Below are 25,252 nucleotides of genomic sequence, written 5' to 3'. Positions count from 1 at the left end.
TCCTCGGCGAGCGCGCCACACGTCAGGAGTCCGCCAGCGCTGTTGACGGTCGGTGCTCGAGGATGAGCTGGCGGAACGCGTGACCGAGCACCGCGTACTGCTGTGGCCCGGCCGGGTGGATACCGTCGGCGCTGAAACCCGGCGCCCAGGCGTCCCCATCGCGCGCCGCGGTCCACGGATCCACCCACGTCCAGCCCCGCTCCCGTGTGAGAACGCGGAGGTCGCGGTTGTAGGCGAGGGCCTCGGCCGCATGTGCCCGATACGGCGGGATCGCCGCGACGAGTACGCGATCGGGGTGGATGACCTCGGCGATGCGGTCGTAGGAGTCGGCCGTGTCGGCGACCGTCTCCCCGTGCAGCACGGCGTTGGTGCCCGCCAGGACGACGAGCACGTCGACGCGCTCGACGGGGCGGACGGCGTCGGCCATCTGCTCCGGCGTCGCGCCGGCCCGTGCCCACCCGCCTGCGAACTGGATCCCGTCGCGAACGGCGTACGTCATCCAGGAGTCCTCATCGAATCCGTTGCCGAGGAACCGCGAGTGCCCGGCGCTGAGCGAATCCCCGACGACCGCCACCCGGAGCGGCGCCGACGGTGAAGCTTCGGCCGCGATCAGGGTCGACTCAGTGTCGCGGAGCGACTCGGCGCTCACCCAGGCGAGCGCCGCCACGACGAAGGCCACCACCAGCACGGCCACGACGACGGGTACGGAACGGCGCATGTCCACCATTCTCGACGATGCGCGCCATGGGCCGCACATTGCTCGGCGCAACTGCGGCGATCGACCTGCGGGTCAGCGGCCATTCCTTCCGGTCAGCGGAGGCGGCGCGCGATCCTGGCAAGGAGGCTCCCGCGCCCCGGGTGTTCCGGGGTGCGGCGGTCGACCAGGAAGCGCCAGCCGTCCTTGCGGTCCGCGAGGGGTTGCATCGGGACGGTGTCGGCGACGGGCGGGAGAGGCATCCGTGCGGTGACCACCGGGAAACGGCCGTCGACACCGGCGAAGGACACCGACACCCTGTGGCGACCTGACGTGACCCGCTCAGCGAGCACCTCCGCTCGCCAGCGAGCACCGTCGGCGAAGACCGCGACGGCGTGCTCGTTGGCGTCGGCATCCGCCAGCAGCAGGGTGGCCCGGAGCCCGCGTGCCACGAGGTCGGCCGGGCCGCCGATCACCAGGCCCGTCGCCGTGACCTCGACTCGGTCGACCATGAGGGGCACGACGTGCCGGAGCGCCGACACCGCCCGGACGCCGTCGGGGTCGCGCATCCCGACCGCAGCTGTCATCGCGTCGGCGAGGACCGCGCCCGATGGAGGCACGACGACCGCGACCGCCGGCAGGCGGTGAGCCAGCCAGACCGGGTCGACCTCCTCGGCGGTGTTCACCAGCGTCGGCACGAGCCCATCCCGGGCGAGGGTCTCAGCGATGTCCGGTTCCGCCCGGGACGCCCGCGCCACGGCGTCGATCCACGCCCCGATCCGTTCGGTCGCGATCGTGCTCGCCTCGCCGAGCACGAACGACCGCGCAGCGAGCCAGTCGCCCTGCAGGACCAGTGCCCAGAGCGCACGACGGGCGGGAGCGACGTCGCGCAGGAGATCGACCGGGAGGGCCGCTGCGAGCGCTGCCGTAGCTCGCGCGACCGTCGCCATCGCAACGGCGTCGGGATCGGTGAGCAGGAACCGGTGCAGGTGCGCCCAGCCGTCCGCGTCGAGGACGACCATGGCGTGCTGAACACGGAGCACGGGGCTACCGCTCACCGCAACGGCGCAGGCAAGCTCCTGTTCGAGGTACCGCACGGTGCCCGCCGCATCGGCGCGGAGCGACAACGACGTCGTGTCCCCGCGGTCACGGTACAGGTAGACACACTGAGGGACGATGTCGATGCTGCGCGCCTCGACGAACGCCCGCGTCATCGGCTGTATGTCCTCGACGCTCTGGACCTCGGGGAACCACAGTCCCATACGGTCCCAAGCGGACCGACGGAACACCCGGTTCCAGCAGGCGCGTCCGGACAGGAGCTCCGGAACAGCCTCCGGAGCGGCGGCTCGGACGACCTCGTCGAACCGGTACCAGCGGCGGGTGGGACTCCACGTCCTCGTCGCGGAGAACTTGAGGTGGTCGCCGATCACCACGTCGGAACCGCTCGCCTCCAGCGACGCGAGCATGGCCGCGTAGGCGCCGTCAGGGACGATGTCGTCGGCGTCGGCGAAGGCGAGGTACTCGCCCGTCGCAGCGGCGACACCCTCGTTCCGTGCGGCGGCGGCGGTCGGTGCGGTCGAGACGAGGAGACGAACGCGAGGGTCGGACCGCGCCGCGGCTGCCACCCGTTCCGCGGTGTCGTCCGTCGACCCGTTGTCGACGACGAGCACCTCGGCCACCGATGGCCCCTGGGCGAGCAGGGAGTCCAGCGCTTCGTCGATCCAGCGCCCAGCGTTCCGCGCCGCTATGACGACCGAGAGGAGGGCGTCGTCGTCACTGTGCTCGATCACCCGCCGACGCTACCAAGAGTCGAGCGTTCCTCCTGCACCGGGCGCGGCTGCTGATAACCTCTCCGGGCGTCGCTCCGCTCGGCGCGTTCGCCCATGGCCGAGCTCGACGTCCACACCCCGAAAGGCACGCGCGTTGCGCAGCGAAACTTCCCCCCTCATCTCTGCCGTCATCCCGTGCTACAACGTCGGTCGGTACCTGCCCGAGTTCCTCGCCTCGCTCGACGCTCAGACGAGCGGCCTCGACGACGTCGAACTCGTCTTCGTCAACGACGGTTCCCCGGACGACTCGCTCGCAGTCATCGAGCGCTGGGCCGTCGGGCGTGACGGCGTCGTCGTGGTGGACCAGGAGAACGCTGGGCTGTCGAACGCGCGGAACGCCGGCATGGCCGAGGCCTCGGGCGTGTGGGTGAGCTTCCCAGACCCGGATGACCGGCTCGACGCGAACTACTTCGCCGAGGCGCTGAAGTTCATGCGCCTCTACGACCTTCCCGACCTGACCCTGCTGGGCACGCACCAGGTGGTGTGGGATGAGACGACCGGCCTTCTCACAGACACCCACCCGCTCCGTCACAAGTTCGCGACGGGGAGCCGGATCGCGGACTTGCACGTGGAGCCTCTCGTCCACATGAGCGCGAACTCCTCGTTCATGCGCCTCGGACTCATCCGGGAGCTCGGGCTGCTCTTCGACCCCGAGGTGCGCCCCAACTTCGAGGACGGGCACTTCATCGCGCGGTACTTGCTCCTCAACGGGACACACAAGCTCGGACTGCTCGCATCGGCGAAGTACCACTACCGGACCCGCACCGACGGCAGCTCCCTCGTCCAGGTGAGCTACCTCAAGGAGGACAAGTACACGCAGCTCCTCCAGGCCGGGTACCTCGACCTCGTCGAGACAGCGCACCGAGCAGCCGGCGACCTGCCGCGGTGGCTCGAGAACGTCCTGCTCTACGAACTCTTCTGGTACTACAAGAACGAACGCAAGATCCGCTCCATCACGGCGGCGGCACCCACGACGGTGCTCCCCCGCTTCCACGAGCTCGTCGGGCTCGTCCTGCAGTCGATCAGCGACGACGCGATCCGCGAGTTCAACGTGATGGGCGTCGAGTTCCCGATCAAGGCGACGTTCCTGCACGGCTACGCCGGCGCACGGTGGGCTCCCGAGTACGTCCGACTGAACGAGGTCGACGAAATCCGTCAGGAGGTTCATCTCACCTATTGGTTCACCGGGGTGAACCCGCAGGAGCGCTTCGTCGTCGACGGTCAGCAGGTCGAGCCCTTGCACGCCAAGACCGAGGACTTCGCTTTCTACGGTCGGGTGACGATGCGACGACGCCACGTCTGGCTCGCCCGTGGCACGAGGACCGTCGTCGAGGTCGACGGCCGCGCCCTCCCGAGCGTGCGGCACGAGCAGTGGGGGCACACCGAGGCGATCACCATCCGTGACCTCGCACCGGTGATCCACGACGAGCGCCGCCGAGCCACCCCACGGCTTGGCGCACCCGAGGAGACAACTCGTCAGCGCACCGGTGCGCTGCTCCGGCGCATCCGCGGCGACGTCCGCAAGTACGTCTCGAAGCGCGCCCGCGAGAACGCCGCGACCTCCCGCCACCTGCACAAGCAGTCGACCCGCGACAAGTTCGCGCACGCTTGGGCGTTCATGGACAAGGACACCGACGCCGGTGACAACGCTGAGCACCTGTACCGGTGGGTGGCGGCGAACCGGCCGGACATCAACGCCTGGTTCATCCTCGACCGGCGGTCGAGCGACTGGGACCGGCTGGAGCGCGAGGGCTTCCGGCTCGTCGAGTACAAGTCGAAGGACTGGGCGTCGCTCCTGCTCTCGGCCGACCACCTCGCCTCGTCACACATCGACCACTACGTGATCCACCCGCTGGACGCGCGTCGGTACGGCAAGTCGCACTTCAAGTTCACCTTCCTACAGCACGGCATCACCAAGGACGACCTCTCACGCTGGCTGAACATCAAGCCGATCGACGTGTTCGTCACAGCGACGCCGCCGGAGTGGCACTCGATCGCGGGAGATGGACCCTTTGTGTTCACCTCACGCGAGACGCAGCTCACTGGCTTCCCGCGGCACGACGCACTCCTCGCCAAGCGGGCGGCGTTGTCCGAGACCGAACGCGACTCGATCGTGCTGATGCCGACTTGGCGGCAGGTGCTCCTTGGGGCCTCGATTCCGGGCTCCAACGCTCGGGCGAAGGGCGAGAACTTCGCCTCGAGCGAGTACGCCCAGCAGTACGGAGCGTTGCTCCGATCCGAGCGGCTGCGCGCGATCGCGGAGGCGTCGGGCAAGCGCATCGTCTTCATGCCGCACCCGAACATGAAGCCTCACCTCGACGACTTCGACGTCCCGGACCACGTCACCCTGCTCGGCTACGACGGCAACGACGTCCAGTCGGTCCTCGCGCGTGCCTGCCTCGTCCTCACGGACTACTCCTCGCTCGGTTTCGAGGCCTCGTTCCTGCACATCCCGGTGGTCAACTTCCAGTTCGACGCCGAGGACTTCTTCAACGGCATGCACATCGGGCGACGCGGGTACTTCGACTACGAGCGGGACGGGTTCGGCGAGCGCGTGCTGACCGTCGATGCGGCGGTGGACGCCATCGGGGCGGTCGCCGCCAACGGCTGGCAGCTGGCTGAGCCGTTCGCATCGCGGGTGGCGCGGACGTTCACGATGCGGGACGGCCGCAGTTCCGAGCGTGTCATCGCTGCCATGCAGGCCACGCGTGAGCGCGGCCCTCGTCCCGCGGCCCCCGCCGCGCTCGCCACCGACTCCGACGCTGACCTGATCCGCGGCTGAGCCGCGGCCCGACCGAGAGGTTCGAGCATGGTCGAGATGACCCCTGCCCCCCTGCGCCGTGAGCGGGCGCTCCCGCAGACCCAGCGGTACGCAGCGCTGGACGGTCTTCGCTTCGTTGCCGCACTGGCGGTGTTGGCCTTCCACTACACTGCGCGCGAGACCGACGCCTGGACGACACCCGCCTCGGAGTTCGCCCCAGGAGTGTTCGACGTCTCGAAGTACGGAGTCTTCGGAGTCGACCTCTTCTTCGTCATCAGCGGCTTCGTCATCCTGATGAGCGCGTGGGGCAGACCGCTGGACGGTTTCGTCGCTTCGCGCATCGCACGGCTGTACCCCGCGTATTGGGTCTCGGTGCTTCTGACGGCCGCGGTGCTGATCGCGACCGGGGCGTACTGGCTCTCACCGAGCGAGATCGCCATCAACCTCACGATGTTGCACGAACCGTTCGGCGTCGACCACGTCGATGGAGTCTATTGGACGCTCTGGGTCGAGATGCGGTTCTACTTGCTCATCGCGATCTTGCTCTGCTTCAGGCTGACCGAGCGGAAGGTGCTCGTCTTGTCGGTCGTGTGGCCCGTTGTCGCCGTTCTTGCAGAACGCCACGGCTTCGACTTTCTGGCGTACATGCTGGTCTGGCAGCACGCTCCGCTGTTCGCGGGCGGCATGTTGATCTACCTGATCGTGCGTGAGCGTCGCGACGTCATGGCTTGGATGCTGCTCGCCGTCAACATCGCCTTTGCGATCACCACTGCTGGCCCGGAAGCCGCGCAGAGGATCGAGAGCACCACGGGGAGCCCGATCCCTGAGTGGACCCAGTTCGTGCTCATCGTGATGTGCTTCGGCGCAGTACTCCTCGTCACGCTGACTCCCGTCCGGCGCCTGTCGTGGAGCTGGCTCACAACCGTCGGAGCGTTGACCTATCCGCTCTATCTCCTGCACGAACACATCGGCTGGAAGGTCATCGCCCACACGCAGCAGTACGGCTGGCTCGTCGCGGTCCTACTTGCAACGATCGTGAGTATCGCACTTGCCACCGGTGTTCATTACGGGATCGAACGCCCGTTCGCCCCGAAGCTCCGTCGTGCCGTGCAGGCTGCCATCGGCGATGCCCGGTCTCATGGCCGGAGGGCTGAATGATGAACGACCGTCCCGCTCCCGCGCGTCGGGTCGTCGTCATGGGCGACGTCGGCTGGCCGCACCTGTACCACGTGGGTGACGAAGCGATGACCCAGGTCGCGATCGACCGGCTCACCGCTGACGGTGTCGTCGACGTCACCGTGGTTGCGGCCGATCCTGAGGTTGCGGCACGGCTCCATGGAGTGGCAGCAGTCCCCCGCTTCCACTTCAAGCTCGGGTGGCCCCGTGAATGGCACGACAGCCACCTCGAGAAGGTCCTCGCCCCGTTGGCCGGCTTCCAGCGCAGGACGGGACCGGCGCAGACCGTCCTGGACGCCGTGCACGACGCGGACGCGGTCGTCATCGCCGGCGGCGGAAACATGACGAGTCAGTACGTGCACCAGCTGTACGAGCGACTCGCCCTGGTCCGTGTGGCTCGCCATTTCGGCCGGCCGGTCTTCGTCACGAGCCAGACGCTCGGCGCCACCTTCAGGGAAGTCGACCTGCCGGTGATGACCGAGATCATCGACTCAGCGGCTGTGTTCGGGGCTCGCGAGGGGACCAGTGCCACGCTAGCTCGCTCGATGGCCGCCGATGCCGGACGCGTCTTCACCACCGGCGACGACGCGTTGCTCCTCCCCCGGGCACCGCTCGACGACGAGGTAGACGGCCTGCCGGAACGCTACTTGGTCGCGAGCTTCGAGCGGCCGCCGGGCCTCGACGACGAGAGGGCACGAGCACATGCCGACCGCGTCGGCCGGGCACTCGAGGCGGTCAGCCAGGCGCTCGACTGCGCCGTCGTGTTCGTCCCACACGCGGGCTCGCTCGACGTCGAGACTCCGAAGGACGACGTCGTCTCCCACGCTGCGATCGCCGTTGCTGTCTCCCGGCCGGTGCTGCTCCCGGTGCTGCCTGCCGGCCAGACCCTCGCGGTGACGTCGCGCGCGCTCGTGTCCCTGTCCACCCGGTACCACCCCGTCGTGTTCGCCGCGGCCGCAGGTGTTCCAGCGCTCGGCTTCGCCGACACGGCCTACACCTGGCAACGCATGGTCGGAGCCACATCGCAGTACGGACTGGCACGGACCGTGCTCCCCGGTACAGTCCTCGACGACCCGACGGTCCTCGCGGGCCTCGTCTCGTCGCTCGTAGACGAGTGGCCGCACGTGACCGAAGGCGTCAACTCGGCGGTCCGGGCCGTCCAGCAGGGCCAATCGGATTGGTGGCGCGCGCTCGGCTGCGCATTGCGGGGTGAGCCCTTCGTGTTCAAACCGATGGACCCGCCTGCCCAAGTGCCGCTCGGAGCCACCGAAGCAGTGTTGGCCGACGCCGCCCCCGTCCTCGGTGTGGACTCCGGACGCGAGCGCGAAGCGCACCGCTGGACCACCGAGCGCTTGGAGGCCGTCGCTGCGGAACACTCGGACCTCGAACTCCGGCTCGGACGCGAGTCGCGGGAGCGTCGCACAGTCGAGCAGCAGCTCGGCGAGGCGCGGGAGCTCGTCGAGCACACACGCTCCGAAGCGGCGGCCCTCAGGAGAGAGCTCGCCGAGGAGCAGCGTGCCACCGCCGACCTGGCCGCCGAGGGCGAGCGTCTCTCTGCGGAGAAGGCGCGGTGGCGTGCAGCAGCGCTCGGGTACCGGCGCGAGGTCCAGCGGTACCGGGACCGGCGTATCACCCGTATCAGCGACGCACTCGCCCGCGCCTTCCGCCGTCCGTCCTGACCGGCCTCGTGACCGGACACCCCGGCGCTTCGGCTAGCCTGAAGGGATGAGAATCCTGCGTGGACGTGGCGACCGCACCGACGGTGGAACGCAGCTGAACGCAGCAGGACCCGACCTGGAGGAACACCTCGACGACCTCCGCCGGATGAAGCGCCCAGTCGTGCTCATCGCCGGCCCGACGTCGAAACGGGACCTCCCTCGGTGGCGCGCCGCGTTCGAGTACCGGCTCCACGTCTTGGCGGACCTCCGCGCCCGCCCAGAACTCGAGGAGTCGGGTGCCGTGCAGGCCGCGACCAACGACGAGATCGCGGCGTACCTCCGCTCTGTCGGTCCCGTCGCCGCCGTGGTCGACGAGCAGGCAACGACGCTCGTCGAGCAGCTGCAGCGCTGGCAGCGGAGCTTTTTCCACATCGCGGCCGAGGGCTCGTTCATCTCGCTGCGCACCGAAGAACGCTCGCCGTGGGCTGCGGCGCTCGAGTCGCTTGGGTCGCGCCGCATCGGTGCCGGTGAAGTCGAAGAGCTCCAGGACAGCATCACTCGCACGTGGGACAGCGATGGCAGGACGATCTCCGCGAAGCAGCGGGACCACCTCGTCAAGGTACGACACGAAGACGCTCTCGAACTGCTTCCCGGCCGTCTCGGAGCCCAGAACGTCCGAGTCCTCGGCTCACGCAGGGCAGCGACGGTCAAGGACCAGCCAATCGTCCGCTCGACCGGTTCCGACGTCGCCCACAAGCTGCCCGCCTTCCCGATGCAGGCTCCGGAACTGTCCCTGCTCGAGGTGCGGGGCGGAACCACCCTCGGCCCGGCCATGCTGGCCGTGACCGGGTCGACGGTGCTCCCCAGCTCGTTCAAGCACCCGTGGCGCGCATGGAACGACGAGCTCCGCAACGTGAGTGAGCAGATCGCCCTGCCCATGACGGAGTCTCGGCCTGAAACGCCGCGGCTCGACGGCGTCTTCTTCGATCTCACGGCCCCGGAACCCGGCGACCGTGCCCAGTTCCTCTCGGTGTCGCTGTCGAAGCTGTGGGGGTGGGCCGAGGCAAAGCGCCGCGAACCGGCACTGCGCGCCCTGTACCGGACCAGCCCCGAGGACCCCGAGGCGGTGTTCCAGCGCGACGTCCTGCATGCGTTCGGCATCGTGCCGGAGGACGTCCACATGGTGGACTGCGACGTCGTGGTGGAGCGCCTGGTGATCGCGTCACAGTCCTGGCAGGACGGCGGCCACCACTACGCGCACCCGGTGAACGCAGAGACCTGGGCTGCGATCAGACGAGGTCTCGGGGTCGATGGAGATGGTCCGGACCGAGTCTTCCTCACCCGTCATGACAGCAACGGCACGCCGCTCCCCCGCAACGCGGCAGAGGTCATGGCACGCTTCGGTGCGCTCGGCTTCACCATCGTCAACCTCGACTCCGCGACCGCATCCGAGGTTGCTCGGACCCTGCGCGGAGCGCGGACGGTGGCGGGGTTCTCCGGCGGCGCGCTCCACGCCTCGCTCTTCGCGGCGGACCCGGAGCACATCGTGGTCGTGACGCACGACTCGAACACGAGTCGGAGCGAGCACTTGTTCGCGACACTGCTCGCAACCGAGATTGATTACCTGTGGTCTCGCCCGGACGTAGCCCAGCCGAAGGACAAGTTCTCCTCAGCTGCCTTCCGGTCGGCCTGGGACGTCGACCTCCGTGCCAACGCGACCGCTCTGGACGCGCTCCGGCGCTGACCTGGGTGTCTCACTCCAGGCGAGCGTCAGAGCGACGCCTGTCCGGGTTGAAGGAACCGAGGTACGAGGCCGTCAGACGGTGGCGTTGTACGCCTTGGCGATCTCGTCGGTCTTGCCGATCATCTTCAGCTCACCCTGATTGAGCCAGGCCACCTCGTCGCACATGTCCTTCACCGTGCTCATCGAGTGGGAGACGAGGATGACCGTGCGGCCGTCCTGCTTCATCTCCTTGAACTTCTCACGGCACCGCTTCTGGAACGTGGCGTCACCGACGGCCAGCACCTCGTCCACGACGAGGATGTCCGGTGTGACGGCTACGGCCACCGAGAAGCCGAGGCGGACGTACATGCCGGACGAGTAGTTCTTGACCGGCTGGTCGATGAAGTGACCCACGCCGGAGAACGAAACGATGTCGTCGAACTTCCGCGTGACCTCCTTGCGGCTCATCCCGAGGATCGAGCCGTTGAGGAAGACGTTCTCGCGCCCGGAGAGCTCGGGGTGGAAGCCCGAACCGACCTCGAGCAACGAGGCCTGCTTGCCACGGGCGGTGATCGACCCCTCCTCCGGCCAGAGGATCTTGGCCAGGCACTTCAGCAGCGTCGACTTGCCCGAGCCGTTCTTGCCGATCAGCCCGAACGTCGTTCCGTGCGGCACCTCGAAGGAGACGTCCTTCAACGCCCAGAAGTCCTCGTGCACGGACTTCTTGCCACGCATGACCATGCTCTTCAGCGAGTCGTTGCGCTCGCTGTACATGCGGAATCGTTTCGACACGTGGTCGACGGTCACGGCAGCATCGGTCACAGGAGTTCAGCCAGCTTCTTCTCGTTGCGGGAGAACACGAAGTAGCCGAGTGCGAGCGAGGCGCATCCAGCGATGGCGCACGCGACCAGGTCGGTCCAGTTCGGGAGACGGTTGTCGTACATGAGGTTCCGGAAGACCTCGGAGAACCGCTCGATCGGGTTGAGCTTGTAGACGTGGATGATCCACGGGTGTCCGGCCTTGTTCGCGGCGTCCTCGACAAGCGAGAGCGGGTAGATGATCGGCGACAGGTACATCCACATCTGCAGGCCGATGCCGACGAGGTGCTGCATGTCGCGGAAGTGCACGTTGATGATCGACAGGATCAGCCCGAGGCCGGCGGCGAACATGGCGAGGAACACCATCGTCAGCGCGATCAACGGAAGGTAGATCCAGAAGTTCGACCCCGCGATCGCGAGGGCGATCAACAGCACCCCCATCTCCACCAGCCACGTGAACCCGAAGGACCCGACGGCCGCGAGCGGCAGCGTCATCCGCGGGAAGTACACCTTCTTGATCAGCGAGCCGTTGGCGACGATCGACGTCATGCCCGAGTTGATGACGTTGCGCGCGAAGATCCACGGCAGCAGGCCGCACATCAACCACAGCGGGTAGATGTTCAGTCCGCTGGGGTCACCGACCTCGAGTCGTGCCCGGAAGATGAACGAGTACACGATCGTGTAGATCAACATCGTCGCGAGCGGGTTGATCAGGGACCACAGTTGCCCGAAGACCGTGCGGCGGTACTTGCCCTTGACCTCGCGGGCGGTGAGGTTCGCCAGGAGTTCCCGCGACGACATGAGCTCGTTCAGGTACGTCATGCTTCGGGTGCAGGCTCCTCCGGGGCGCAACGCAGCGCTCCTCACAGGGATTCGGGGACGAGGCATTCTCGCACACTCGTTGCACGACGCACGTTCGACGCGGTGACTCGGGTGCGCGGCGAGTGGCCAGAGAGCAAACGCTTGGAAAATCATTAGTAGGGTTGGTGGGTGATCGTCAGCTTCGCCAACCACTCCACCGCGCCGGTGAACCTCGGCGGGGCGGAACGGTCACTCATCCGCTTCGTGGAGGACTGGCAGGCGCAGGACCCGGCCATGACGCCGACCTTCATCACCAAGGCCCCGCGCGGCAAGTTCATCGATGCCCTCGACGAGCGTGGCTGGTCGTACGACGCGCTGCGGTTCCGCGGCTGGGCCCTGCCGAGTCCACAGCCCGCACCGGCTGCCGAACGCGCCGCCTTCGCGACCGTCGACTACGCCGCCGTGAACGCGATCATCCGGAAGTACGAGCGGGAGCGCCCGGATCTCGTCGTCACCAACACACTCGTCGCCCCGTGGGCGTCGTTCGCCGCCGCGGTCCTCGGGATCCCGCAGGCGTGGTTCGTCCGTGAGTACGGCGACCTCGACCACGGTCTGCAGTTCCAGACGGGCCGTGCGGGCGTCCTCGGCGACATCGGCCTGCTGTCCGGGGCCGTCGTCACCAACTCCGAGGCGATGCGCGACCACCTCGCCAAGTACATCCCCGCCGACAAGCTCTCCGTCGCCTACCCGACGGTCGACACGAGCCGACTCCTGGCGACGAAGGACGACACGCCTGCCGTCGCCCCTTTCCCGCAGGCAGAACCCGGCCTCCGGATCACGGTCCTCGGCCGCGTCGAGGAGTCCAAGGGGCAACACCGCGTCGTCGACGCGCTCGGCGCGCTGCGCCGACGAGGCGTGACTGCGAGCGTTTGCTTCGTCGGGAGCTGGAAGCACCCGGGTGAGGACCAGCGGCTCACCGACCGCGCCCGCGCGCTCGGTGTCGCCTCGCACGTCGTCTTCGCCGGCGAGCAGCACACGCCCGCGCCCTTCATCCACGCGGCCGACGTCTGCGTCACACCGTCCACCATCGAGGCCTTCGGTCGCACCACCGCCGAGTACATGGCGCTCGGCAGGGCCGTCGTCGCCACGCGCCAGGGCGGCAGCGCGGAACTCGTGGAGCCCGGTGTGACCGGCGCGTTGGTCGATGCCGACGACACGAACGCCCTCGCTGACGCCCTCGCGGCGTACGCGGCCGACCCGGACACGGCCAGGAGGCACGGTGCGGCTGCACCGGAACGCCTCGCCACCGTCACGGGTGCGGGCCACGACAACGCGGCGGCCATCGCACGGTTGGTCGCGCTGGTCGGCACCGAGGGCTACCGGCTCCCCCAGGCGGCGCGCTACTGGTTCGAGCTGCCCGGCGCGTACGCCTCGCTCGGTGCGACGAGCGCCAGAGCCGCCGTCGGACTCCTCGCGAGCCGCGTGCGATCCCGCTCCGGGGCCGTCGGCCGACTCCTCGCCCAGCCCGGCGTCGTCGTCCGGAAGCTGGCTCGGCGATGACGCGCGACCGTCGTCCGGTCACGATCGTCGTCCCGATCTACGACGACCTCCCCGGTCTCGAGCGCTGCATCGAGGCACTGCTCGAGACGGTGGACTTCTCCGTCGACCGCGTGCTCCTGGCGAACGACGTGGGCCCCCGCGTCGACGCGATCGAGGCCCGTGTGCTCGAGCTCGTCGGTGACCACGAGGGGTTCGAGTACACCCGCAACAGCCGCAACCTCGGCTTCGTCGGCAACTGCAACCGGGCGGTCCTCGACCTCGACCGCACGGGCAACGACGTGCTGCTCCTCAACAGCGACACCGTCCCGATGCCGGGGTTCCTGGACGAGATGACCGCGGTCCTGGCCTCGGACGACTCGATCGGCGTCGTGTGCGCGAGGAGCGACAACGCCACGATCGCGTCCTTCCCCTACGCGCGGCGGAACCCGCGGGCGAGCCTCGCACCGCGCCGCACCCGCGAGCTGCACGGCCGGACGAAGTACCTGCTCCCGCGGCACACGGTCTCCCCCGTGGCGATGGGCTTCTGCTTCCTCATCCGGCGCGAGATGGTCGACCGCTTCGGGCTGTTCGACGACGTCTTCTCCCCCGGCTACGGCGAGGAGAACGACTTCTGCCTGCGGATCAACGAGCACGGCTTCACCTCGGTGTTGGCGAACCGCGCGTTGGTCCTGCACACGGGCTCGACGAGCTTCAGCGGGGATCGCGGTCCCTCGCTCCGACTCGAGCACGAGCGGATCCTGCTCGAGCGCTACCCGTTCTACGGCGGCGCGATCGCGCTCTTCCTCGCCCGGTACCGTGACGCCGTCGACGTGTTCGCCGATGCGTTCTTGCCCGACGACGACGTCGTCCGCGTGGCGCTGCACCTCCCGGCCGACCTGACGGACGAGGTCATCGCCCGGACCCGCAGCACCCTCGCTGCAGCGCCGGATGACGTCGTCGTCACGATCATCGTCGCGAAGTCGCAGATCCGGGACGCCCGTGAGGCGTTCCCGGGCGCTGCGATCGCAGTCGGGGGTCGGCCACGGCAGATCTTCGACGTCGCGGTCGCGCTCGGTGCCCTGACCACGTTCGCGCAGCTCTCCGCGCTCAACGCCAACGCTCCCCGCTGGATCCTCGTCGACCCCGTGTCGCAGGACGTCCGGTGGTCACACGCGGTCGCGAACCACCGTGCCTCGGCGATCGACCGCATCCTGCGCCGTTTCGAGAACCAGAGCACGAGCTGGCGTGACGGGGACGACCTCGTCCGGCTCGTCCGCACAGCCGCCGCGAACGAGATCGACCCCGCGTCCCTGCGTGCTCGCTGGCACGCGGTTTCGGACATCGCCGAAGCGACCGGCCTCCTGGTGCACCGCGCGACGGTGTCGGTCCGACGCCTCGCCGCGCTCACGTTCGGTGCGCGCAACCCGCGCATCGTCGCCCGCCTCCGCGCGATCGCCGGCCGCGGCGCCTGAGCGACGACCGACGAGCGGACGGGAGGCCCGTGGCGGCGCCGCCACGGGCCTCCCGTCCGTCACGCGAGTGCGTCGACGACCGCGCGGTGTCGCGCGATGCTGGCCACGTCGAACGCACCGAGCAGGTGCAGCGTGGCGACCCGGAACACGAGGGCGCGCAGGAGCAACTGCCGCCACTCGTGTTCGCCCTCGCCGAGATCGTCGAGGCGGTCGACGGACACGCCGTGCCAGCAGACCGCGTCGACCGCAGCGATCGCGGCTCCCGTGCCGGCCGGACGCCGGTAGGGAGGCCAATCGATGATCCCGGGCGCGAGTCCCTCCGCGAACAGGACGTTGCCGAGCAGGTCCCCGTGGACCAACTGCGCCGGCGCGTGGACGGGACGGAACGCCGCGGCCAGGCGATCGAGGGTCGGGTCGGTCGGCAGTGGTGCCTCGCCCCAGGCCATGCGGTCGGCGCGACGCCACGGGTCGTCGGTCTCGGGGTCGGCCGTCCGGAGGAACGCGGGGCACCCGACGCCGGCGACTGCGCGGTGGAAGGCCCGACCCGCTCGGATGACGTCGTCGACACGGGTCTCGTCAGCTGCCCCGGCGACGAACTCCCACGCCTCCCACTCCCCGCACCGCCAGGCACCGGCGCGAGTGGGCACCGGTCTCGGAGTCCGGAACGCCGACGTGTGGCCCAGGTCCGCGAGCACCGCAGCGCGCCAGTCCGTCACGAGCGCACCGTCGTGGGGCCGGAGGACGATGTCGCCCGCCCGCCAGGAGCGGCCGCGGCCGCCCACGAGTGGCACCGGTGTGGTTGTTCCCGCACCGAACGCGGCGAGCACTCCGGGATCCGGTGGTGCCGGCTGGCCGTCGGTCACGCGTTCCGGAGGATCTTCGCCATCGGCCGGCCCTTGGCGACCTCGTCGACGAGCTTGTCGAGGTACCGGATCTGCCGCATGAGCGGGTCGTCGAGCTCCTCGATCCGCACCCCGCAGATGACCCCGGTTATCAGCGGGGCGTTCGGGTTGAGGTGCGCGCTGGCGAAGAAGTCCTCGAACGTGGTCCGGTCGGCCAGGTGCTGCGCGAGCGCCCGGTCGTCGAAGCCGGTCAACCACTCGATGACGGTGTCGAGCTCCGCCTTCGTGTGGCCCTTCCGCTCCACCTTCGCCAGGTAGTGCCCGTAGACGTCCGCGACGGGCGTCCCGAAGATCCGGTGACCGGCCATGGTCGGCGCACCTACACCAGGCAGCGGGGTCCGAGCAGGCTCTTCAGCTCGCCGAACAGGTCCGGGGTCAGGTTCACCGGGAACGGCAGCTCGAAGGTGCGCGCGACGTCGTCCTTGAGCAGCTTCAACCGGACCTCGGTGTCACCCTGGTGGCGGCCGAGCACGGCGGCGAGCTCCGTCACCGTGGTCGTCGTGGCCTGGCGTTCCGGCAGCGACAGGGTGAGCGGGCCGGAGCCCATCGCGTCGCCGACGTTCGGCTGGAACATGCTCACCGCGTGCAGGGCCTTGCCGTCGTCGCGGACGTTGACGCGGCCGCGCAGGACGACGATCGAGTCGGGCACCAGGGACGGGCCGAACTCCTGGTACGTCTTGCCGAGGAACATCACGCCGATCTGGCCGCCGAAGTCCTCGATGTCGACGATGCCGTACGGGTTGCCGCTCGTCTTCGCCACCCGGTGCTGCACGCTCGTCAGCAGGCCGGCGACGGTGACCGTCTCGCCCTCGATCGAGTCGTCGGCGGTGAGCAGGTCGGCGATGGTGATCGACTGGTGCTTCGCGAGTTCGATCTCGAGCCCGGCGAGCGGGTGGTCGGACACGTAGAGCCCGAGCATGTCCCGCTCGAACGCGAGCTTGTCGCGCTTGGACCACTCCGGACGGTCCGGCACCTGCGACACCGCGGCGCTCGGGGCGTCCTCGGCTGCCTCGGCGAAGAGCGAATCGAAGTCGAACCCGACGTTGCCGTGGGCCTCGTCGCGCTTGACCTTGACCGCACCCTCGACCGCGCCCTCGTGGATCTCCACCAGGGCTCGTCGGGTGTCGCCGAACTCGTCGAAGGCACCGGCCTTGATGAGCGACTCGACCGTGCGCTTGTTCGCCGACGAGATCGGGATCTTGCGAAGGAAGTCGTGGAACGACTCGAAGGCGCCCTTCTCGGTCCGCGCCTTGACGATGTCGTCGACGACGTTGAACCCGACGTTGCGGATGGCACCCATGCCGAAGCGGATGTCGTCGCCGACTGCGGCGAAGAAGCCGATCGACTCGTTGACGTCCGGCGGCATCACCTTGATGCCCATGCGGCGGCACTCGTTCAGGTAGAGCGCGAGCTTGTCGCGGGCGTCGCCGACGCTCGTCAGCAGCGCCGCCATGTACTCGGCCGGGTAGTGCGCCTTGAGGTACGCGGTCCAGAAGGACACCACACCGTAGGCCGCCGAGTGCGCCTTGTTGAACGCGTAGTCGGAGAAGGGCAGCAGGATGTCCCACAGCGTCTTGATCGCCGCGTCGGAGTACCCGTTGTCCTTCATGCCCTGCTGGAAGCCCGCGTACTGCTTGTCGAGCTCGGACTTCTTCTTCTTGCCCATCGCGCGGCGGAGGATGTCCGCCTGGCCGAGGGAGAACCCGGCGACCTTCTGCGCGATGGCCATGACCTGCTCCTGGTAGATGATCAGGCCGTAGGTCGTGCCGATGATGTCCTTGAGGGGCTCCTCGAGCTCCGGGTGGATCGGCGTGATCGGCTGTTCGCCGTTCTTGCGGAGCGCGTAGTTCGTGTGCGAGTTCGCACCCATGGGCCCCGGGCGGTACAGGGCGATGAGCGCGGAGATGTCCTCGAAGTTGTCGGGCTTCATCAGCCGCAGCAGGCCACGCATCGGCCCACCGTCGAGCTGGAACACGCCGAGCGTGTCGCCGCGCTGCAGGAGCGCGTACGCCTCGGGGTCCTCGAGCCCCATGTTCTCGAGGTCGAGCTCGGTCCCACGGTTCGTCTTGATGTTGTCGAGGGCGTCACTGATGATCGTGAGGTTGCGGAGCCCCAGGAAGTCCATCTTGATCAGGCCGAGCGACTCCGCTGCCGGGTAGTCGAACTGCGTGACGATCTGGCCGTCCTGCTCCCGCTTCATGATCGGGATGATGTCGATGAGCGGGTCGCTCGACATGATGACGCCGGCCGCGTGCACGCCCCACTGGCGCTTCAGCCCCTCGAGCCCGAGCGCGGTGTCGAAGACGGTCTTCGCCTCGGGGTCGGTCTCGACCACGGTGCGGACGTCGACGGCTTCCTTGTAGCGCGGGTGGTCCTTGTCGAAGATCCCGGTGAGCGGGATGTCCTTGCCCATCACGGGCGGCGGCATGGCCTTGGTGAGCTTCTCGCCCATGCCGAACGGGAACCCGAGGACGCGCGAGGAGTCCTTCAGCGCCTGCTTCGCCTTGATCGTGCCGTACGTGACGATCTGCGCGACGCGCTCCGACCCGTACTTCTCGGTGACGTACTTGATCGCCTCACCGCGGCGCCGGTCGTCGAAGTCGACGTCGAAGTCGGGCATCGAGACGCGGTCCGGGTTGAGGAACCGCTCGAAGATCAGGCCGTGCCGGATCGGGTCGAGGTCGGTGATGCGCATCGCGTACGCCACCATCGAGCCGGCACCGGAGCCACGCCCCGGACCGACGCGGATGCCGTTGTTCTTGGACCAGTTGATGAAGTCCGCGACCACCAGGAAGTAGCCCGGGAACCCCATCTGGTTGATGATGCCGACCTCGTAGTCGGCGCGGTCCTGCACCTCTTTCGAGATGCCGTCCGGGTACCGGTAGTCCAGCCCCTTCGCGACCTCTTTCTCGAACCAGGAGTGCTCGGTCTCGCCCTCGGGCACCGGGAACTTCGGCATGTAGTTGGCCGAGGTGTCGAACTCCACGTTGCAGCGTTCCGCGATGAGCAGCGTGTTGTCGCAGGCCTCGAGGTTGTCGCGGAAGACGTGCCGCATCTGCGCCGGGGTCTTCAGGTAGAACTCGTCCGCGTCGAACTTGAAGCGGTTCGGGTCGTTCAGGGTCGAGCCGGACTGCACGCAGAGCAGTGCCGCGTGGGACTTGGCATCGTGGGCGTGCGTGTAGTGCAGGTCGTTCGTGCCGACCAGCGGGATGTCGAGGTCCTTCGCCAGACGGATCAGGTCGCTCATGATCCGGCGTTCGATCTCGAGGCCGTGGTCCATGACCTCGGCGAAGTAGTTCTCCTTGCCGAAGATGTCGCGGTAGTCGGCGGCGGCCTGCACCGCTTCGTCGTACTGGCCGAGGCGCAGGCGCGTCTGGATCTCCCCCGAGGGGCAGCCCGTGGTGGCGATGATGCCCTCGTGGTACTCCTGCAGGAGCTCGATGTCCATGCGGGGCTTGAAGTAGTAGCCCTCGAGCGACGCCTTGGACGACAGCCGGAACAGGTTGTGCATGCCCGTCGTGTTCTCGGCGAACATCGTCATGTGCGTGTACGAGCCGGCGCCGGACACGTCGTCGCCCCCGCCGTCACCCCAGCGCACACGGGTCTTGTCCGAGCGGTGCGTGCGGGGCGTGATGTACGCCTCGGTCCCGATGATCGGTTTGACGCCACCGGCCTTGGCGGCCTTCCAGAACTCGAAGGCGCCGAACATGTTGCCGTGGTCGGTCACCGCCACGGCGGGCATCCCCTGCGCGGCGGTCTCCGCCACGAGGTCGGAGAGCCTGGCGGCACCGTCGAGCATCGAGTACTCGCTGTGCACGTGCAGGTGGACGAAGGAGTCGGAATCCGACACGGAACCTCCGGTTCGTACGGTGTGCTGCGGGGTGGAAACAGCCTAACCGCGGCCGCCCACATTCCCGCGCGCGTCGCGACGGACAGGAGGCGCGGGGCGGCGCCGCACCGCGCCTCCAGACCGGCATCGGGTCGCGACATGGGCGAGGCGCCCCGCCGAGGGGGCAGGACACGCCGCGCGCGGGCCGCCGCGGGCGCAGAAAGCGTCGCCTGATGGTGCCCCAACCGACAGTTCCTGACCCCTCGGCACAAGCGCCCGGGCGCGACGGACGGGAGGCGCGGGGCGGGCCCCCACCGTGCCTCCTGACCGGCACCGCGTCACGACACGCGCGAGGTGGCCCGCCGAGAGGGCAGGACACGCCGCACGCAGGCCGCCGCGGGCGCAGAAAGCGTCGCCTGGAGACGCCGCAGCCGACAGTTCGCGACCACTCGGCGCAAGCGCCCGGGCACGGCGGTCTGGACACGCGCGGGGCGCCCCGCCGAGAGGGCAGGACACGCCGCACGCCGGCCGCCGCGGGTGCAGAAAGCGTCGCCTGGCGGCGCCCCAGCCGACAGTTCGTGACCACTCGGCGCAAGCGCCCGGGCACGTCAGAGCGACGCACTCCGGATCTGCTCCAGCGCTGCCTGCAGGTCATCCGGGTACTGCGCCTCGAACGACACCCACTCGCCCGTGCGGGGATGGTCGAAGCCCAGCCGGACGGCGTCGAGCCACTGGCGCGTCAGCCCGAGCTCCGCCGCGAGCACCGGGTCGGCGCCGTACATCGTGTCCCCGACGAGCGGGTGGCGTGTCGCAGCCATGTGCACCCGGATCTGGTGGGTGCGCCCGGTCTCCAGGTGCACCTCGAGCAGGGTGGCGGCGCGGAAGGCCTCGAGCGTCTCGTAGTGGGTGACGCTCGGCTTGCCCTCCGACGTGACCGCGAACTTCCAGTCGCTCGACGGGTGCCGCCCGATGGGGGCGTCGATCGTGCCCGAGGTCGGGTCGGGGTGGCCCTGCGCAAGTGCGTGGTAGACCTTCTCGACCGTGCGCTCCTTGAATGCCCGCTTCAGGTGCGTGTACGCCAGCTCGGTCTTCGCGACGACCATCAGGCCCGAGGTCCCGACGTCGAGGCGGTGCACGATCCCGGCGCGTTCGGCGGCGCCCGACGTCGCGATCGTGAAGCCGGCGGCGGCGAGGCCCCCGGGCACGGTCGGCCCGTCCCACCCCGGCGAGGGGTGCGCGGCGACGCCGACGGGCTTGTCCACGACGACGATGTCCTCGTCGTCGTGCACGATCGTCATGCCCGGCACGGCCGCCGGCACGATGTGCGGCGGCTCCTTCGGGGTCCACTCGACCTCGAGCCACGAGTCGGCGTGCAGCCGGTCCGACTTGTCGACGGGGACGCCGTCGACGCGGACGCCACCGGCGGCCACGACGTCGGCCGCGAACGACCGGCTGAAGCCGAGGAGCTTCGCGATGGCGGCGTCGACCCGCTCACCGGCGAGCCCGTCGGGCACGGGAAGAGAACGCGATTCGCTCACGTGGCGTCGTGGCCCAGCGTGTCGCGACGGTCGCGGTCGTCCGGCCTGGAGGCACGGGTCGGCTCGTCGAGAGCGGCATCAGTCGACGAGAACGCGGCCCCACCGTCGAGCGGCTCCGCCGCGTCGACCGGCTGCGCCGCGTCGAGCTGCGCCTGGCGCTTGGCCGAGAGCGTGCGGGTGCCGTCGAGGTTCACCCCGAGGATCACCAGCAGCACGAAGACCACCATGCTGATGCAGATGAAGGAGTCGGCGACGTTGTAGATCGCCGGCATCATCCACGGCGTCGAGATGAAGTCGACGACGTGGCCACGACCGAACCCGGGCTCACGGAAGAGCCGGTCGAGCAGGTTGCCCAGCGCGCCGCCGAGCAGCATGCCGAGCACGATGGCCCACCACATCGACCGGATGCGACGCGAGTACACGATGATCGCGACGACGACCGCGGCCGAGATGACCGAGAACACCCAGGTCATGTTCACCGCGAACGAGAACGCGGCCCCCGGGTTCCGGACGTACAGGAACTGCAACGCCCCGCCGAGGACCGGGACGGGGGTGCCGTACGGCAGGTTCGCGACGACCAGCGTCTTGGCGACCTGGTCGAACGCCACCACCACGACAGCGGCGAAGGCCAGTGCCGCGATCGCGCGGACACTGACCTTCGCTCGTGATGCTGGTCGCGACAACGTCAGTTGCCGAAGCCCTGCGCCGAAGCCGGCGCCGGGGTGAGACCGGACTGCTCGCCCGAGGTGTCGAGCTCGGAGAGCTGACCCTGGATGTAGCTCTTGAGCTGCGCACGGTAGTCGCGCTCGAAGGTCCGGAGCTCGTCGATCTTGCCCTCGAGCTGGCGCTGCTCCTGCTCGAGCACCGCGACACGCTGACGGTTCGTGTTCTCGGTGTCGGCGATGATCTGGCGCTGCTTCGCCTCGGCCTCGGAGACCAGGCGAGCCGCCTGGGCCGTGCCCTCGGCGATGAGCGCGTCGCGCTTCTCGATGCCCTCGCGGACGTGCTCCTCGTGGAGACGACGCGCCAGGGTCAGGAGGTTCGTGGTGCCCTCGGTGTCCTCGTCGGCGGGGACCGTCGTGGCCGGAGCCGCCGCGGCGACCGGAGCGGGCTCCGGTGCTGCCTCGACCGGGGCCGGGGTGGGCTCCGGCTCAGCTGCGGGAGCGGGCTGCTCGGCCTGCGCCGGCTGCGGGGCCGACTCGGCCGCCTGCAGGCGCTGGCGGAGCTCGTCGTTCTCCGCGGTCAGGCGACGGAGCTCGACCACGACCTCGTCGAGGAAGTCGTCGACCTCGTCCTGGTCGTAGCCCTCGCGGAACTTCGTCGGCTGGAACCGCTTGTTGACTACGTCTTCCGGCGTCAAAGCCATTGCCGTCACCTCAATAGAACTGCTGAACGTGTGGAACCGCATGCGGTGCGACCGAATCTACCAGTCGTACCGTGCGGTGCGGATGCGCCACCGGAGCGGGCATCGATCCCGACCACCGTACACCGACGATGGGGCGGAACCGTGACCTGCGCCGGGCGTGGCGCGTGTCGCGGACGGGAGTCCGCTCAGATACCGCGTGCCAGAGCGGCGACCACGAACCGGGCGATGATGACGACGAGCATCACGATCGTCCAGCCGAAGTCGAGCGCCACCGGCCCGAGGCGGAGCGGCGGGAGGACCCGTCGCACCGCTCGGATGGGCGGATCCGTGACCGTGTAGACGAACTCGGACACCACGAGCATGCCCCCGCGCGGCCGCCAGGAACGGTTGAAGCTCTGCACGAGGTCGAGCGCGAAGCGCCCCCACATCACGAAGAAGTACAGGAGCAACGCGAGGGAGATGATCCCTAGGATCACGGACACGATGGGGCTCGCTCGTCTCGGGCGAGCGTCGTCAGACGACGCTCAGGGGCGGGTGTGCCGGGTACGGCTCAGGACTGGGCGAAGAAGTTCGCCTCGATGTCGGACTCTACCTCAGCGGGCTCACCGCTCACTGCGACGTGGGCCGGCGACAGGAGGAAGACCTTGTTCGTGACGCGCTCGATCTTGCCGAACAGGCCGAGCGACAGCCCCGAGGCGAAGTCGATCATGCGTCGGGCGTCACCCTCGGTCATCTGCGAGAGGTTGATGATGACGGGGATGCCGTCGCGGAAGCTCTCGGCGATGGACTGGGCGTCCTTGTACTCGCGCGGGTGGACGGTGAGGATCTCGTTCATTTCCTGGACCGGGGTCGCCTTCTGTGCGGTCGTGTGCGAGCGGCGGAGCGGAGTGACCTGGGCGCCGCGCTGGTGGGTGTGCGTCTTGGTGGGAGCCGGCGCCGCTGCGGGAGCGGCCGCCGGGGCTGCTGCCGCGGCGGGGGCTTCCTGCGGTTCGGCGGGCGCCGGAGCAGCCGCTGCGGCCTGGCGAGCAGGGGCTGCCTGCTGGCGCGCGGGCTCGGCCTGCTGCTCGTCCTCGTAGTCGAGTTCCTCATCGGCGAGGCCGAGGTAGACCATCGTCTTCTTCAGCGGGTTGGCCATGGTTCCTCCGGGGTTCGTGCTCGTGGTGCCCTGCAACGAGGCTAGGGTGCGGGCGGTCGGTTTCCCGTGATTGCGGTGCCGATCCGCAGGTGTGTCGCGCCCTCGAGGATCGCCTCGGCGTAGTCCCCGCTCATGCCGGCCGAGATGTCGGTGGCACCGGGCTCGAGCGACACCACCCGTTCGGAGATCGAGCGGAGCCGGGCGAAGGCGGCTCGGGGCTCCTCGTCCAGGGGCGCGACCGCCATCACACCCCGCAGTCGGATGGTCCCGGTGGCCAGCACACGGGCCACCATCGCCTCGACGTCGTCCGGCTGCACCCCGCCACGGCCGGGGTCGTCGGTGAGGTTGACCTGCACGAAGCCGTCGATGACCGGGGGCTCCGGCTCGGCCTCGGTCGGGGCGAACGCGTCGACGACGGAGCCACGGTCGAGTGACTGCACGACGTGGGCGTACCGCCGGGCCTGCCGGGCCTTCTTCGACTGCAGCTGCCCGACGAAGTGCCAGGTCAGGCCGAGGTCCGCCAGTTCGGCGGCCTTCGCCTGCGCTTCCTGGTGGCGGTTCTCCCCCACGTCCGTCACGCCGAGTGCGGCGAGCTCGCGCACGAGCGACGCCGGGTGGTACTTCGTGACGACGACGAGCGTCAGCTCGTCGGGCGAGCGCCCTGCGGCTCGCGCCGCGTCCGCGACGCCGCTCCGGACGGACGCAACGCGCGCCTCCAGTCCGTCGTCGTGAGACGAGGCCTGGAGGCGCGTGTCGGCTACCAAGGGTGGGTTACTTGAGGAAGTCGGGGACGTCGAGCTCGTCGTCGTCGTCGAACGCCGGGTCGGCGGCGCGCTGCACCGGCGGCTGGTGTTCCTGCGAGGCCCAGGACGGGCTCGACGTGGTGGAGTCCTCGATCGCACCGGTCGAGGCGGCGACGGGCGCCGCTGCGCTCGACTCCGGGTCGACGTAGCTCGAACGACGTTCCTTCTGCTGCTGCGCCGGCTCGCCGCCGTCGAAGCCCGCGGCGATGACGGTCACGCGGACCTCGTCGCCCAGGGTGTCGTCGATGACCGCACCGAAGATGATGTTCGCCTCGGGGTGCACGGCTTCCTGCACCAGACGCGCGGCGTCGTTGATCTCGAAGATGCCGAGGTTCGAGCCACCCTGGATCGACAGCAGCACGCCGTGCGCACCGTCGATCGAGGCCTCGAGCAGCGGCGACGCGACGGCGAGCTCGGCCGCCTTGATCGCACGGTCGGCGCCGCGCGACGAACCGATGCCCATGAGCGCGGAACCCGCACCCTGCATGACGCTCTTGACGTCGGCGAAGTCGAGGTTGATCAGGCCCGGGGTCGTGATGAGGTCGGTGATGCCCTGCACACCGGCCAGGAGCACCTGGTCGGCCGTGGCAAAGGCCTCGACCATGGAGATGCCGCGGTCGCTGATCTCGAGCAGGCGGTCGTTCGGGACGACGATGAGCGTGTCCACCTCGTCCTTGAGGCCCGCGACGCCGTTCTCGGCCTGCGACTGGCGACGCTTGCCCTCGAAGCTGAAGGGCTTCGTGACGACACCGATGGTCAGTGCGCCGATGGACTTCGCGATGCGCGCGACGACCGGTGCGCCACCGGTGCCGGTGCCGCCGCCCTCGCCCGCGGTGACGAAGACCATGTCGGCGCCGGCCAGGGCCTCTTCGATCTCCTCGGCGTGGTCCTCGGCGGCACGACGGCCGACCTCGGGGTCCGCGCCGGCACCGAGGCCGCGGGTGATCTCGCGGCCGACGTCGAGCTTGACGTCGGCGTCGCTGAGCAGCAGTGCCTGGGCGTCGGTGTTGATCGCGATGAACTCGACCCCACGGAGACCGAGCTCGATCATGCGGTTGACGGCGTTGACGCCGCCGCCGCCGACACCGACGACCTTGATGACGGCGAGGTAGTTGTGGTTCGTGGTCACGTCAGTCAGGCCTCCGGTAGAACCCTCAACCTCTACTTGAAGTTCAGGGGCAATGCTGGTAGATGTGGTGCTGGCTCCG

The 25,252-nt window shown here is 69.1% G+C and carries 20 protein-coding genes; 6 read left to right on the top strand and 14 right to left on the bottom strand.

Annotation, left to right across the window (positions count from 1 at the left end):
- Positions 1-22: 22 nt before the first annotated feature.
- Positions 23-718 carry an SGNH/GDSL hydrolase family protein gene (locus QRN49_RS01890; RefSeq protein ID WP_284753726.1) on the bottom strand — a complete coding sequence of 232 codons (696 nt, stop codon included), beginning with the start codon at positions 716-718 and terminating at the stop codon, positions 23-25.
- A 92-nt stretch (positions 719-810) separates the two neighbouring features.
- A complete protein-coding gene (locus tag QRN49_RS01885) occupies positions 811-2,484 on the bottom strand; it encodes a glycosyltransferase (RefSeq protein WP_284753724.1) in 1,674 nt (557 codons plus the stop codon).
- A 133-nt stretch (positions 2,485-2,617) separates the two neighbouring features.
- Here QRN49_RS01885 and QRN49_RS01880 point away from each other — a divergent pair, with 133 nt between their 5' ends.
- From QRN49_RS01880 to QRN49_RS01865, 4 genes are read left to right on the top strand one after another with little or no spacing between them, the layout of a single operon-like run.
- Positions 2,618-5,305, top strand: a complete 2,688-nt coding sequence (locus QRN49_RS01880) for a CDP-glycerol glycerophosphotransferase family protein (RefSeq protein ID WP_284753722.1) — start codon at positions 2,618-2,620, stop codon at positions 5,303-5,305.
- Between the two features lie 27 nt (positions 5,306-5,332).
- The gene (locus QRN49_RS01875) at positions 5,333-6,442 is read left to right on the top strand and encodes an acyltransferase family protein (protein WP_284753720.1); all 1,110 of its coding nucleotides are present in this window, start codon (positions 5,333-5,335) and stop codon (positions 6,440-6,442) included.
- Positions 6,442-8,139, top strand: a complete 1,698-nt coding sequence (locus tag QRN49_RS01870; protein ID WP_259476105.1) for a polysaccharide pyruvyl transferase family protein — start codon at positions 6,442-6,444, stop codon at positions 8,137-8,139. The genes QRN49_RS01875 and QRN49_RS01870 overlap by 1 nt, the downstream gene beginning before the upstream one ends.
- Before the next feature lie 46 nt (positions 8,140-8,185).
- A complete protein-coding gene (locus QRN49_RS01865) occupies positions 8,186-9,862 on the top strand; it encodes a glycosyltransferase family 61 protein (protein WP_284753718.1) in 1,677 nt (558 codons plus the stop codon).
- 72 nt (positions 9,863-9,934) lie between these two features.
- Here the strand turns inward: QRN49_RS01865 and QRN49_RS01860 are convergent, their stop codons facing one another.
- Together QRN49_RS01860 and QRN49_RS01855 are read right to left on the bottom strand one after the other, a co-directional pair.
- Positions 9,935-10,633 (bottom strand): ABC transporter ATP-binding protein, encoded by a 699-nt coding sequence (locus QRN49_RS01860; RefSeq protein ID WP_284753715.1) that lies wholly within the window; start codon positions 10,631-10,633, stop codon positions 9,935-9,937.
- A gap of 26 nt (positions 10,634-10,659) precedes the next feature.
- The gene (locus QRN49_RS01855) at positions 10,660-11,481 is read right to left on the bottom strand and encodes an ABC transporter permease (RefSeq protein ID WP_128779681.1); all 822 of its coding nucleotides are present in this window, start codon (positions 11,479-11,481) and stop codon (positions 10,660-10,662) included.
- 168 nt (positions 11,482-11,649) lie between these two features.
- On the opposite strand from QRN49_RS01855, the gene QRN49_RS01850 reads away from it, so the two are divergent.
- Both QRN49_RS01850 and QRN49_RS01845 read left to right on the top strand, forming a co-directional pair.
- Positions 11,650-13,020: a glycosyltransferase family 4 protein gene (locus tag QRN49_RS01850; protein WP_284753712.1), complete on the top strand. Its 1,371-nt coding sequence runs from the start codon at positions 11,650-11,652 to the stop codon at positions 13,018-13,020.
- Positions 13,017-14,471, top strand: coding sequence for a glycosyltransferase family 2 protein (locus tag QRN49_RS01845; RefSeq protein WP_111023114.1), 1,455 nt, complete (start codon positions 13,017-13,019; stop codon positions 14,469-14,471). The genes QRN49_RS01850 and QRN49_RS01845 overlap by 4 nt, the downstream gene beginning before the upstream one ends.
- 59 nt (positions 14,472-14,530) lie before the next feature.
- On the opposite strand, the gene QRN49_RS01840 is transcribed toward QRN49_RS01845, so the two are convergent.
- From QRN49_RS01840 to ftsZ, 10 genes are all read right to left on the bottom strand, one after another.
- Positions 14,531-15,187: an aminoglycoside phosphotransferase/kinase family protein gene (locus tag QRN49_RS01840; RefSeq protein ID WP_284753708.1), complete on the bottom strand. Its 657-nt coding sequence runs from the start codon at positions 15,185-15,187 to the stop codon at positions 14,531-14,533.
- Positions 15,188-15,330: 143 nt separating this feature from the next.
- A complete protein-coding gene (locus tag QRN49_RS01835; protein WP_284753706.1) occupies positions 15,331-15,681 on the bottom strand; it encodes a DUF2200 domain-containing protein in 351 nt (116 codons plus the stop codon).
- An 11-nt stretch (positions 15,682-15,692) separates the two neighbouring features.
- Positions 15,693-19,172, bottom strand: coding sequence for a DNA polymerase III subunit alpha (gene dnaE, locus QRN49_RS01830; protein ID WP_071245757.1), 3,480 nt, complete (start codon positions 19,170-19,172; stop codon positions 15,693-15,695).
- Between the two features lie 638 nt (positions 19,173-19,810).
- Positions 19,811-20,740, bottom strand: coding sequence for an RluA family pseudouridine synthase (locus QRN49_RS01825; RefSeq protein ID WP_284753702.1), 930 nt, complete (start codon positions 20,738-20,740; stop codon positions 19,811-19,813).
- Positions 20,737-21,423: a signal peptidase II gene (gene lspA / locus QRN49_RS01820; protein ID WP_228513405.1), complete on the bottom strand. Its 687-nt coding sequence runs from the start codon at positions 21,421-21,423 to the stop codon at positions 20,737-20,739. Before lspA ends, QRN49_RS01825 begins: the two co-directional genes overlap by 4 nt.
- A 2-nt stretch (positions 21,424-21,425) precedes the next feature.
- Positions 21,426-22,106 (bottom strand): DivIVA domain-containing protein, encoded by a 681-nt coding sequence (locus QRN49_RS01815; RefSeq protein WP_071405424.1) that lies wholly within the window; start codon positions 22,104-22,106, stop codon positions 21,426-21,428.
- A 185-nt stretch (positions 22,107-22,291) separates the two neighbouring features.
- On the bottom strand, positions 22,292-22,588 hold the full coding sequence (locus QRN49_RS01810; protein WP_084741074.1) for a YggT family protein: 297 nt from the start codon (positions 22,586-22,588) through the stop codon (positions 22,292-22,294).
- A gap of 68 nt (positions 22,589-22,656) precedes the next feature.
- Positions 22,657-23,241, bottom strand: a complete 585-nt coding sequence (locus QRN49_RS01805) for a cell division protein SepF (RefSeq protein WP_071405422.1) — start codon at positions 23,239-23,241, stop codon at positions 22,657-22,659.
- Between the two features lie 41 nt (positions 23,242-23,282).
- Positions 23,283-24,005, bottom strand: a complete 723-nt coding sequence (locus tag QRN49_RS01800) for a YggS family pyridoxal phosphate-dependent enzyme (RefSeq protein ID WP_284753695.1) — start codon at positions 24,003-24,005, stop codon at positions 23,283-23,285.
- 7 nt (positions 24,006-24,012) lie between these two features.
- Positions 24,013-25,173, bottom strand: coding sequence for a cell division protein FtsZ (gene ftsZ, locus QRN49_RS01795; protein WP_027465251.1), 1,161 nt, complete (start codon positions 25,171-25,173; stop codon positions 24,013-24,015).
- Between the last annotated feature and the right edge of the window lie 79 nt (positions 25,174-25,252).

Origin of the sequence: Curtobacterium sp. ME-Dv--P-122a, from assembly GCF_030209645.1 — a bacterium.
Lineage (GTDB): Bacteria > Actinomycetota > Actinomycetes > Actinomycetales > Microbacteriaceae > Curtobacterium > Curtobacterium flaccumfaciens.
Note: the sequence above shows the minus strand (reverse complement) of the source record. Positions and strands in the feature narration are given on the sequence as shown.

Coding starts and splice junctions, on each gene's coding strand:
- dnaE (WP_071245757.1), bottom strand. CDS start 19,172: ATGCTCGACGGTGCCGCCAGGCTCTCCGACCTCGTGGCGGAGACCGCC.
- QRN49_RS01835 (WP_284753706.1), bottom strand. CDS start 15,681: ATGGCCGGTCACCGGATCTTCGGGACGCCCGTCGCGGACGTCTACGGG.
- QRN49_RS01890 (WP_284753726.1), bottom strand. CDS start 718: ATGCGCCGTTCCGTACCCGTCGTCGTGGCCGTGCTGGTGGTGGCCTTC.
- QRN49_RS01815 (WP_071405424.1), bottom strand. CDS start 22,106: ATGGCTTTGACGCCGGAAGACGTAGTCAACAAGCGGTTCCAGCCGACG.
- QRN49_RS01805 (WP_071405422.1), bottom strand. CDS start 23,241: ATGGCCAACCCGCTGAAGAAGACGATGGTCTACCTCGGCCTCGCCGAT.
- QRN49_RS01875 (WP_284753720.1), top strand. CDS start 5,333: ATGGTCGAGATGACCCCTGCCCCCCTGCGCCGTGAGCGGGCGCTCCCG.
- QRN49_RS01845 (WP_111023114.1), top strand. CDS start 13,017: ATGACGCGCGACCGTCGTCCGGTCACGATCGTCGTCCCGATCTACGAC.
- QRN49_RS01870 (WP_259476105.1), top strand. CDS start 6,442: ATGAACGACCGTCCCGCTCCCGCGCGTCGGGTCGTCGTCATGGGCGAC.
- QRN49_RS01865 (WP_284753718.1), top strand. CDS start 8,186: ATGAGAATCCTGCGTGGACGTGGCGACCGCACCGACGGTGGAACGCAG.
- QRN49_RS01855 (WP_128779681.1), bottom strand. CDS start 11,481: ATGACGTACCTGAACGAGCTCATGTCGTCGCGGGAACTCCTGGCGAAC.